This is a genomic window from Granulicatella sp. zg-84 (genome assembly GCF_010892375.1).
In the GTDB taxonomy this organism is placed as follows: Bacteria; Bacillota; Bacilli; order Lactobacillales; family Aerococcaceae; genus WM01.
In genome coordinates this window covers 1-10,783 of the sequence record NZ_WNJX01000042.1, presented here as the reverse complement: position 1 = coordinate 10,783, position 10,783 = coordinate 1, and the positions used below count along the sequence as shown (strand labels likewise).

Sequence of the window (10,783 nt, the reverse complement as noted above, 5' to 3'; positions counted from 1 at the left end):
ACTCACGAGAGATAGCCATTTTTTACAATATAGTTCTTTATTTATCATTTTTAAATGCAAAATCCAACGTATTTTTCAAAACTGGAAAAATACGTTGGATTTTTTATCGCTATTGTCAACAGTCTGAATCGGGGATAAACCCGATTTTTCTATTATACATTCACAAATTCAATAAATTGTTTTACTTGTTCATTCAAGGCAGCTTTTTGTTCATCTGATAAAATCAACTGACCTGTTACCCATGATTCCATTGGTAACGCAATACCTACACCTGTATCGTCCATAGTATTCATACGAATTTTTTTCAAATAAATACCTAATTGCTCACGTACGTAGAACGCCTCCGTAGAACCCCCTGCACCAGAGAATGTTATTGGTTTTCCTGCAATAACTGTTGGTTGTTGGCTTCCTGCTTCAGATGCTCTTGACAACCAGTCAAATAAATTTTTTACGATAGCTGGATACGCATGATTGTATTCAGGTGTTACAACCCATACACCATCTGCTTTAGCAACTGTTTCTCGAATACGTACAACAGAAGCAGGTGTTGGAAATTCTGCATCTTGTTCTAATATAGGAACATCTTTATAATCTAAAAAAGATACATCTGCATGCTCTTGTAATTGTGCTGCGATATATTCCGCTAGCGCTTGATTATATGATTGTTGACGTGTTGATCCTACGACCATTAAAATTGATTTTCTTGACATTGTTTTTCCTCCGTGTGTACCTGTTTAAATGTTTTTAGTAAACTAATCAATAATGCTTTCTGTTCTTTGGATAAAAGACGATAAACTTCTTCTATTTCTTGGTGATGTTGTGGCAAAATTTCTTGAAAGAGTTGTTTGCCTTTTTCTGTCATACCAATAATAGTTGCTCGCTTATCTGTTGCTGAAGTCTCTTTATAAATCAAACCTTGTTTTTCCATATTTTTTAACACAACAGTCATATTTCCAGATGTGGCAAGCATACTTTGAATAAGCTCGCAAATACGTAATGGTCCCTTTGCATATAGGACATCTAGCACACCAAACTGTGTCATGGTTAAGCCATTCGATTTAACAATTTTACCTAGATTACTTTCAACTGTTCGCCATGCTTTCATCATTACAATATGTGTATGAAGTGATGAATTGGTTTCATATAAATGCTCCATGTTATCCTCCTGAAAAATACTACTAATTAGTGGTAAAAGCATTTTATCACTAATTAGTAGTATCGTCAATAATTTTATTACAAAAAGTTAGTGGCTTTTACAACAATGGCATTGCCCTTTTAAACACGTACACATTATCGTTTCGGGAGCTGTATCTTTTTTATATTGTAAAAGATGTATTATCTCTTCAATAATATTTTGCGTTAGCGGGACTGTTTTCATCATATCTAAAATAAGTTGCCCTTGTTTTGTGGGACATACGTGTTCTAAAACAGCATTCATTTTTTCAAGAGCAATCTCTTGTTCTAAAACGCTCGCTTCGTATAAAAAACACTTTCCTTGTTTTTGCACAGAAACGTATCCTTTTTTTACTAATCTACCGAGTAATGTTTTAATCGTGGATAATTGCCAATCTTTATTTTTCGCTAAAATATCAAAAACAACTTGCGCAGTGACATGCTCATTTGCCCAAATAACACGCATGATTTCCCATTCTGCTTCACTCATGATATACGCCCTCTTTTTCTATTTAATCTTAAAGCGTTAAGTACAACCGATACGGAACTTAGACTCATGGCTAACCCTGCCAACATTGGATTTAACATCACACCAAAGGAATGGAATAAGCCCATCGCAATGGGTATCATCGCAATATTATATGCGAATGCCCAAAATAGATTTTCTTTAATAATCTTCATTGTCCGTTTACTAATATCAATAAGTTGTACAACATCTTGTAAATGATGTTGCATTAGGACGATATCCGCCGCTTCAATAGCAATATCTGTTCCACTTCCAATCGCCACACCAACATCTGCTTGCGTTAATGCAACAGCATCGTTAATACCGTCCCCAACCATTGCCACCATTTTTCCTTTTTCTTGATAGGTTTTCACAATATCCGCTTTATCAATAGGTAACACGCCACTATAAACATCCACAATACCTACTTCTTTAGCAATCGCACGTGCCGTTATATCGTTATCTCCTGTTGCCATGACAACCTCAATACCTTGATGTTGTAGCATTTGAATAGCGTCTAAACTACTTGATTTAATCGTATCGGCAACACCTATTATTCCAACGACACAAGCATCTATACTCACAAAAAGCGGTGTTTTCCCTTGACTAGATAAAAGATGCGCTTTTTCAATAAACATCTCATACTGTGTATGCTCTTTAATAAATTCGCTATTTCCAATCATAACTTCTTTTCCGTTAACGATACCAGATATACCTTTTCCATCATGAATCGTATACGTTTGACACGGTAACACGTTTAGTTGTTTTTCTTTTGCTTTTTCTACAATAGCATGTGCTAATGGATGTGTGGACAACTGTTCTAAGCTAGCTGCATAAACAAATAAATCCTCCTCAGAAATAGACGTATCTACATCTGAAACACTTGGTTTTCCATTAGTAATCGTTCCTGTTTTATCTAAAATCACGGTATTAATTTGACTGGCATGCTGTAATGCTTCACCATTTTTGATAAGTATACCTTGTCTAGCACTTTGTCCAATAGCAACCATAATAGCTGTTGGTGTTGCTAAACCTAGTGCACATGGACAGGCAATGACAAGCACAGCAATCATCATATCAAAAGCAAAAAATATACTCTCTCCAACGAGTAACCAACCAATCAATGTAGCTAAAGCTAAAAACATGACAACTGGCACAAAAACACTGGATACTTTATCGACAAGTTGTGCAATAGGCAATTTAGTACCTTGTGCTTGTTCAACCCATTTCATAATCATGGCTAAAGTTGTTTCTGAACCAATATGAGTCACTTCATACGTTAATGCTCCATTTGTATTCAAACTCGCACCAACGACTTTATCTCCTTTTTGTTTCGTAACAGGCATACTTTCTCCGGTAATCATCGACTCATCTACTTTTGCATACCCGTCAATCACAACACCGTCTAATGCTATTTTCTCGCCGGCTTTCGATAAAATAATGTCCCCTACACGAACATGTTCAACAGGAACAATACGTTCATTACCATGCTCTAATAATCTTGCTTCTTTTGGTGCTAGCTCACCAAGTTTTGCAATCGCACTCGTCGTTTGTTTTTTAGCTCTTTTTTCAAAATATTTTCCTAATGAAACAAGCGTTAAAACAATAGCTCCTGCTTCAATATAAACATGTACATCTTCTTTTTGAAATGCCATTAAAAAAATAGCAATTATTCCTTGTAAAAAAGCTGCACTTGTCCCTAATGCGACAAGAGAATCCATATTTGGCTGCTTTCTCCATATATTTTTAAAACCTACTATATAGTAATGCTTTCCCCACCAAACAATAAGGATTGACAACACAAGTGTGACAATCGCATTGATGAGTGAACTTTCAAAAAGCATTGGTAAGCCAATCATGTGACCCATAGAAATATATAAAATAGCAAGTGATAGAATTCCCGAAAAAACAATCTTTTTCTTGGCATCTTCGTCATCGCTATTATCAACTGTCTCTTCTTCACTAAATAAATCGTATCCTAATTGAGAAACAGCTTGCTCAACATCTTGTATTGCTTGTTTATCAGTATATGTCACATACAATTTTTCATTGGCTAAATTTACATTCGCTTGAGTGACATAGTTAATTTTATTAACGACCTTCTCAATTTTACTGGCACATGCTGCACAGCCCATTCCTTTTACTTGATATACTTTTTCCATATTCGTCACCTCTTTTTTCTAATACCAAAAGTTTACATTTGTAAACGATAAAAGTCAATACTTTTTTATTGACTAGAGAAACATTCAAGCATACAATAAAAGCAACTGGTAATTACCAGTTGCGGAGGTTTATGTATGACAGATAAAAAAAACATCTCCTTACATTCCACATTGAGTGCAAAACTCATTGATTATATTCAACACAAAGGCTACGTTCATCAACAAATGCCCTCTGAAAGAGATATTTGCCAAACCTATCAAGTTAGTCGCACTACCGTAAGACGTGCGTTACAGGAGCTTGAAGTATTAGGGTATATTTATAAACAACATGGTAAGGGTACTTACATATCAGATCATTGGAAAACAAAACAAGATGTTTTTGAAGGATTTAGCTTTACAGAATATATGACGTCTATTGGGAAAACACCAAAAAGCATTGTTACAGATTTTAACATTGAACATCCCAATAGTTTCATTGCACATCAACTGGGATTAAGTGAAACAGATTTTGTTTTTTGCTTTAGTCGTATTCGCTTAGCAGACGATATTCCGATGCTTTTTGAAACGACATATTTGCCCCATGCTCTTTTTTCTACATTAACCTTAAAAGACATTGAGCAAATCCCATTATATCAACTACTTGAAACAAATTTTCATCAATCTATTTTATATGCAGATGAAACATGCCAAGCAGGCTACTTAACAGAGCAAGAAGCGAAACTTTTACATAAAGAAGTGAAAGAGAATTGTTTACGTTTAACACGGCAAACCGTTAACAAGCAGTTTCAATTACTCGAATATACAACGAGTGTGACACATAATGACTTATTCGTCTATCGTGTTCGCCATTATAAAAGGGGCTAATCATGTTATAAAAAATATAAAGGAGGTATTTTATGTTTCAATATACAAAGGAACACCTTGAACAATTAAGTGCTGAAATCACAACACGTGAAATTAAGCAACAACCTGAATTATGGCAGGAGGCGTTTGATTACTTTACAACACATAAAGAACGTATCCAAACATTCTTCAATCAATTACCAAATACACATATCCGTGTCATCTTTACAGGTGCAGGAACATCTCAATATGTTGGAGATACTGTTTTGCCACATATTAAACGTTACGGAGATGACAAACACTTCGACTTCCAATCTGTTGGGACAACAAATATTGTATCTAATCCACACGACTACTTTAAAAAAGATGTTACAACAATTTTAGTATCCTTTGCTAGAAGTGGTAATTCACCTGAAAGTGTCGCAACTGTTCAACTTGGTCAACAAATCGTTGAAGATTTTTACCAAATCACAATCACATGTGCACCAGACGGCAAATTAGCACAATATGCACAAGGCGATGACAAAAACTTATTATTGATGATGCCTGAACGTTCAAATGATGCCGGTTTCGCCATGACAGGAAGTTTTACATGTATGGCATTAACCGCTCTACTCATCTTTGATCATGCATCAGATGCAGATAAAGAAAAATATGTAAAAGCGATTTGTGACATGGGTCAATCCGTTATTGAACGTGAACAAGACATTCAAGAACTTGTCAACACACATTTCAACCGCGTGATTTACTTAGGTTCAGGTGCTCTGGCAGGATTGGCACGTGAAGTACAATTAAAAATTTTAGAATTAACAGCCGGTCGTATCGCTACTGCATTTGATTCATCATTAGGGTTCCGTCACGGTCCAAAATCATTTGTCAATGAAGATTCTCTTGCTTTTGTTTTTGTATCGAACGACGACTACACACGCCAATATGATTTTGACATATTAAGAGAATTACAAGGCGATAAAATTGCTCGTTTAGTTGGTAGTATTAATGTTGGAAAAGAAGAAAACTTCGACGGCGTTCAATTCACCTTTGACGAAGCATATCGTTTCATTCCAGACGGCTACCTAGCATTACCTTACGCTATGTTTGGACAAACATTATCATTATTAACATCTGTTAAAGTAGGGAATAAACCAGATACACCTTCTCCAACTGGAACAGTTAACCGTGTTGTAAAAGGTGTTATCATTCATCCGTTAGAAAAATAGAAAGAGGCGCAATATGGCAACATATATTTATGCAAAACAATTTTTCTATGAACATGACGTCAAAGAAAAAGGGTATTTAGAAATTCGTGATAATGGTACATTTGGTCAATATACAACAGAAAAACCAAATGGCACTATTATTGATTACAGTAATTATAGTATCGCTCCAGGACTTGTTGATACGCATATTCATGGGTATTTAGGCCACGATGTTATGGACAATGATATAGAAGGAATAAAAATGATTTCAAATGGTTTACCGTCTTGTGGTGTAACGTCGTATTTACCAACGACTTTAACAGCAAGTGCTGACCTTTTAAACGATGTGTGTCAAACCATTGGTCAACATGCAAGCCATATCAAAGGGGCAAAAATTCAAGGAATTTTCCTTGAAGGCCCATTTTTCTGTGAAAAATATAAAGGGGCACAAAATCCAAAATATATGAGTGATCCTCAAAAAGAATTATTAGATAAATGGCAAGACAGCGCACAAGGTTGGGTTAAAAAAATTGCTATCGCACCTGAACGTGAGGGATCTGTCGATTTCATCAAACACGCCAAATCAAAAGATATTTATGTCGCACTTGCGCATACTGATGCAACTTATCAAGAATGCCTTGAGGCAACGAATGCAGGTGCAAACATTTTCGTGCATGTTTATAATGGCATGCGTGGCTTACATCATCGTGAGCCTGGTGTTGTCGGTGCTGCTTTAACAATACCAACTGCTTTTGATGAACTAATTTGTGACGGACATCATGTCAACCCAATTTCTGCAAAAATCGTAATGGACTGTCACGGACGTGATAAAACAATGTTAATTACCGACTGTATGCGTGCGGGTGGACTTGGCGAGTGCCAATCAACACTAGGTGAATTTGATGTGATTGTGAAAGACGGTACCGCACGCCTAGTCGATAGTGGCAGTCTTGCTGGTAGCATTTTAGAGCTAATAACTGGTGTACAAAATGTTGTGCGTTGGGGTATTGCAACACCACATGAAGCGTTGAAAATGGCGAGTTTAGTCCCTGCTCAATCTGTCGGTATCGACAATGTTTGTGGACGATTAGACGAAGGATATCCAGCCGATTTTATCGTGTTAAACGATTCACTTGAGTTACAAGCAACATATATTGACGGTAAAGCTTACTATACAAAATAAAGGAGTAACAATATGACAAAATTAGTATTAACAAAAGAAAAATACGAGCATTTAAAACGTTTATCAAATGATCAAAACATTATTGCTGCTTTGGCGATTGACCAACGTGGATCATTGAAAAAAATGTTAGCTGAAGGAAATCCAAATCCTAAAGGTGATGAAGCTATTATCACATTTAAAGAATGCATTTCCGAAGAATTAACACCTTACTCTAGCTCTATTTTATTAGACCCTGAATATGGTATTTCTGCTTCTAAAAAACGCGATGAAAACTGCGGTTTGATTGTTGCATACGAAAAAACAGGTTATGATGCAACTGAAATTGGACGCTTGCCAGATTTATTACCAAACTGGTCTGCTAAACGTATTAAAGAATTAGGTGCCGATGCTGTCAAAGTACTTTTATACTATGATATTGATGAAAGTGATGACATCAACGATATTAAACACGCTTGGGTAGAACGTGTTGGTAGCGAATGTGTTGCTGAAAATATTCCATTCTTCTTAGAAATTGTTTCTTATGATGCGACAAATGACGATGTGAAAAGTGCAGCTTACGCAAAAGTAAAACCTCACAAAGTAAACGACGCTATGAAAGTCTTTTCTGAGGCACCCTATAATGTAGACGTATTAAAAGTTGAAGTACCCGTGAATATGGCTTTTGTTGAAGGCTTTACAAAAGACGGTGTTGAACCAGTTTATACAAAAGAAGAAGCAAAAGCATTCTTTAAAGAACAAGCAGATATAACACATTTACCATTTATCTTCTTAAGTGCCGGTGTTTCTGCGGAATTATTCCAAGACACATTAGTATTCGCAAAAGAAGCTGGTTCAAACTTTAATGGTGTTCTATGTGGCCGTGCAACATGGAAAGACAGTGTACCAGTATTTGCAAAAGAAGGCGAAACATCTTGTCGTGCATGGTTAGCTGAACATGGCAAACATAATATAGATGCATTAAATGACGTATTAGTAACAAGTGCATCTTCATGGGAAGATAAAGTAACCGTATTATAAGAAGTATTTAAAAAGAGTGAATAGCAACATATTCACTCTTTTTTTGTATCTTTAAAACATGTTATAAAAATGTAATATTATTTTAAAAGTGAATATTTATTCGTAATTAAATTTGAATATTTTATTTATTCATTTTTGCCTACCCCCTGAGTAGTATTTATACAAAAATAAATATGAAAACCGTATAATAGAGCTATTGTTTTCTAATGAGATTCATAGTACAATTTGTCAGTAAAATTAAAAATGGAGGAAATTTATTATGAATCATTTAAAGAAAAAAGGAGCTATTCTTTTTGCGGTGTTAGCACTCGTGTTGAGTACTATTCTACCAACTCTTTCACATTCAGCATTTGCTGAAACAAATCCTAAAAATACAATTGTAGGCCGAGTTAAAGTATAGTCAAACGAAAAAGCTCGTCAGTACCGTACAAGTTTATTTGACGGTCAAGGTGGCTCACACCCAGCAGGTGCAACCGACTTTACCGGCTATTCAGACGTTCCTGTTCTTCTAGCAAACGCAACAACTGGTGACGTTATTACATCAACTGTGTCACAAGGTGTAAATGGTGAATTTACATTTGAAAATGTGCCAGACGGAGAATATGTTGTGGCTATCGCTGGACAAACAATGACAACAAAACAACGTCACGATATTGTACCATTGCCAAAAATCTTTGACGGAGCTGAGTTCCAAATAAATGATGTGTCTCAAAAAATCGTGATACAAAATGGTGTTGTAAGTGTCCCTGGTTTAGTAGATGTTAATAATGAGCCTGAAACAGAAATTATCTTTGGTGTTGTTCGACATGCTTATAGTGTAACGTTAACATCAAAATACGGGAAATTTATTTTTGGTACACAAAATGGTAACCAAGATTTCGGTACTGAAGCAGACGTAAACGGTACACCTTTACAAGTCTTTACTGCTTACCAAGGTGGATTAAGAACATTTGAACAAAACAATAATATTTTTGCATCAAACGCCGGTGTACTAGACGGTGATAGAATCAACAACATTACAGACAAATTACCTGAACCTACTTTGAGTGATGAAGAAAAAGCAATGGGTATCACATTTGTTGGATGGCTTGCTGAACCGGCTTATGCAACGCCAAGTTCTTACGACAACAGTGATCTACGTACAATGGCTGAACGTTACCCTACTTTAGCAGGTAGTTTATTATCTCCAAGTGACGCAATTTCTTTTGTTGCATTAGACGATATTACATTACGTGCGGTATTTAATATCCCTCATCACAGTGTTACATTCGCAACAAACAGTGATAAAGGTCAAATCAATGATAAAGATAATAACAAAGCATCTTACGTTGAAAAACAATTTGAAGGTAACAACAAAAAAATTGCTGAATTACCAACTGTTCAAGCAAAACCTGGATATAAATTCTTAGGTTGGTATGCTGATTTAACAGAAAATGTTATTCCAGAAACTGAACTAAAAGAAATGGTTGTTAACCAAAACTTAAAATTCTATGCTAAATACGAAAAAGCAGACCCAGAAGTATCAAATATTCCTGTTATCAACCCTATTTCAGAAGGCGACACTAAAGTAACTGGTATTGGTATCAACGGTTCAAAAATAAAAGTAACATTCCCCGACGGAACATCAAAAGAAACAACCGTAAACAATAATGAATGGTCTATTGATTTTACAAGACCATTTAAATATGGCGAACAAATCAATGCCAATCAAACAGAAGTTCAAGAAGGCGTAGAGAAATTAGTTAGCCCAATCGTTAGTCAAACCGTTGTTAACCCTAAAAAATCTGAAAATCCAATCGTATTAGCTGTCAAAGAAAAAGCTGCTGCTGTTACAGGTAAAGGAATTGCTGGCTCAACAATCATCGTAACATTTAAAGACGGTTCAAAAGTAGCAACAACAGTTGCTGAAAATGGCACATGGTCTGTTGAAGTCCCTGAAACAGCTGCTTTAAAAAAAGGTGATAACGTATCAGTCGTTCAAATTGAAAAAGATAAATTACCAAGTAGTGCGGTAGATGCAACAGCTGTTCTAGATGAAAAAGCAGATGCTCTAAAACCTAAAACAAGCTTTGTTGAAGAAGGTACAAACGCAGAATTATCTCCAACAGTTGAAGGCTTAGTTAGCAAAAAAGATATTCCTAATTATAAATATGTAACAACTGAATTCAAGTTTGAAAACGAAATTCATGCAATCCATATTTATAAAAAAGTTGACGAAAAACCAGAAGAATCTGAAAAACCTAACCCAACAACAAGTACTACAACTACACATACAATATCTAGAGTACCATCTATACCAACAGTTTCTACACCAGTAAGACCAAGTGTATCAACATCTAAATCAATGCACAATACACAAAGTACAGCTAAAAAAGAAACATCAGCAGTGGCTACATTACCAAAAACTGGTACACAAGATAGCACATTATTCATCGTTATCGGTTTATTATTAACCGTTGTAGGTATCGTTGTTTACAAAAAAAATAATGCATAATTTATAAAAAGGCTTGAACTCAACACATCCTGTTGAGTTCAAGCTCTTTTTTCTATCTATACATTTTCTCTCTTTTTCTAAAATGGCTCTTCGTCAAATTGTGTTGGTGGAGAGAAATAGTGAGTATGTTGGTAGTGAATGGCATTAACCATTCACTACCTTTTTCACATTCTTTTTCTGCCACTGAGAATGGTGTTGTATGATTAAAAT

The 10,783-nt window shown here is 35.5% G+C and carries 10 protein-coding genes; 6 read left to right on the top strand and 4 right to left on the bottom strand.

The genetic code is table 11. The annotated features are described in order from the left end of the window. Nucleotides 1-152 precede the first annotated feature (152 nt). The 4 genes from GMA06_RS07740 to GMA06_RS07725 form a co-directional block, all read right to left on the bottom strand. On the bottom strand, nt 153-710 hold the full coding sequence (locus GMA06_RS07740; RefSeq protein WP_163562236.1) for an NADPH-dependent FMN reductase: 558 nt from the start codon (nt 708-710) through the stop codon (nt 153-155). After that, nucleotides 689-1,156: a MarR family transcriptional regulator gene (locus GMA06_RS07735; RefSeq protein ID WP_163545307.1), complete on the bottom strand. Its 468-nt coding sequence runs from the start codon at nt 1,154-1,156 to the stop codon at nt 689-691. The genes GMA06_RS07740 and GMA06_RS07735 overlap by 22 nt, the downstream gene beginning before the upstream one ends. 87 nt (nt 1,157-1,243) lie before the next feature. Beyond that, nucleotides 1,244-1,663 (bottom strand): CopY/TcrY family copper transport repressor, encoded by a 420-nt coding sequence (locus GMA06_RS07730; protein ID WP_163545308.1) that lies wholly within the window; start codon nt 1,661-1,663, stop codon nt 1,244-1,246. Beyond that, nucleotides 1,660-3,840: a heavy metal translocating P-type ATPase gene (locus GMA06_RS07725; RefSeq protein ID WP_163562235.1), complete on the bottom strand. Its 2,181-nt coding sequence runs from the start codon at nt 3,838-3,840 to the stop codon at nt 1,660-1,662. The genes GMA06_RS07730 and GMA06_RS07725 overlap by 4 nt, the downstream gene beginning before the upstream one ends. 135 nt (nt 3,841-3,975) lie before the next feature. On the opposite strand from GMA06_RS07725, the gene GMA06_RS07720 reads away from it, so the two are divergent. The 6 genes from GMA06_RS07720 to GMA06_RS07695 all read left to right on the top strand — a co-directional run bounded on the left by GMA06_RS07720 (nt 3,976) and on the right by GMA06_RS07695 (nt 10,573). Then, entirely contained in the window at nt 3,976-4,704 is a 729-nt protein-coding gene (locus GMA06_RS07720; RefSeq protein ID WP_163545310.1) for a GntR family transcriptional regulator, read from the top strand. Nucleotides 4,705-4,736: 32 nt separating this feature from the next. Continuing rightward, complete coding sequence (locus tag GMA06_RS07715; protein ID WP_163545311.1) at nt 4,737-5,900, top strand: SIS domain-containing protein; 1,164 nt, start codon at nt 4,737-4,739, stop codon at nt 5,898-5,900. Nucleotides 5,901-5,913: 13 nt separating this feature from the next. Beyond that, nucleotides 5,914-7,062, top strand: a complete 1,149-nt coding sequence (gene nagA / locus GMA06_RS07710; RefSeq protein ID WP_163562234.1) for an N-acetylglucosamine-6-phosphate deacetylase — start codon at nt 5,914-5,916, stop codon at nt 7,060-7,062. Between the two features lie 12 nt (nt 7,063-7,074). Continuing rightward, nucleotides 7,075-8,079, top strand: a complete 1,005-nt coding sequence (gene lacD / locus GMA06_RS07705; RefSeq protein ID WP_163562233.1) for a tagatose-bisphosphate aldolase — start codon at nt 7,075-7,077, stop codon at nt 8,077-8,079. Between the two features lie 259 nt (nt 8,080-8,338). Then, a complete protein-coding gene (locus tag GMA06_RS07700; RefSeq protein WP_163562232.1) occupies nt 8,339-8,479 on the top strand; it encodes a hypothetical protein in 141 nt (46 codons plus the stop codon). A gap of 147 nt (nt 8,480-8,626) precedes the next feature. Continuing rightward, nucleotides 8,627-10,573, top strand: a complete 1,947-nt coding sequence (locus GMA06_RS07695) for an Ig-like domain-containing protein (protein ID WP_163562231.1) — start codon at nt 8,627-8,629, stop codon at nt 10,571-10,573. The last annotated feature ends 210 nt before the right edge of the window (nt 10,574-10,783 follow it).

Excerpts from the sequence above, each read along its gene's own strand:
- GMA06_RS07700 (WP_163562232.1), top strand. The coding sequence starts at position 8,339 with ATGAATCATTTAAAGAAAAAAGGAGCTATTCTTTTTGCGGTGTTAGCA.
- nagA (WP_163562234.1), top strand. The coding sequence starts at position 5,914 with ATGGCAACATATATTTATGCAAAACAATTTTTCTATGAACATGACGTC.
- lacD (WP_163562233.1), top strand. The coding sequence starts at position 7,075 with ATGACAAAATTAGTATTAACAAAAGAAAAATACGAGCATTTAAAACGT.
- GMA06_RS07725 (WP_163562235.1), bottom strand. The coding sequence starts at position 3,840 with ATGGAAAAAGTATATCAAGTAAAAGGAATGGGCTGTGCAGCATGTGCC.
- GMA06_RS07740 (WP_163562236.1), bottom strand. The coding sequence starts at position 710 with ATGTCAAGAAAATCAATTTTAATGGTCGTAGGATCAACACGTCAACAA.
- GMA06_RS07730 (WP_163545308.1), bottom strand. The coding sequence starts at position 1,663 with ATGAGTGAAGCAGAATGGGAAATCATGCGTGTTATTTGGGCAAATGAG.
- GMA06_RS07735 (WP_163545307.1), bottom strand. The coding sequence starts at position 1,156 with ATGGAGCATTTATATGAAACCAATTCATCACTTCATACACATATTGTA.
- GMA06_RS07715 (WP_163545311.1), top strand. The coding sequence starts at position 4,737 with ATGTTTCAATATACAAAGGAACACCTTGAACAATTAAGTGCTGAAATC.
- GMA06_RS07720 (WP_163545310.1), top strand. The coding sequence starts at position 3,976 with ATGACAGATAAAAAAAACATCTCCTTACATTCCACATTGAGTGCAAAA.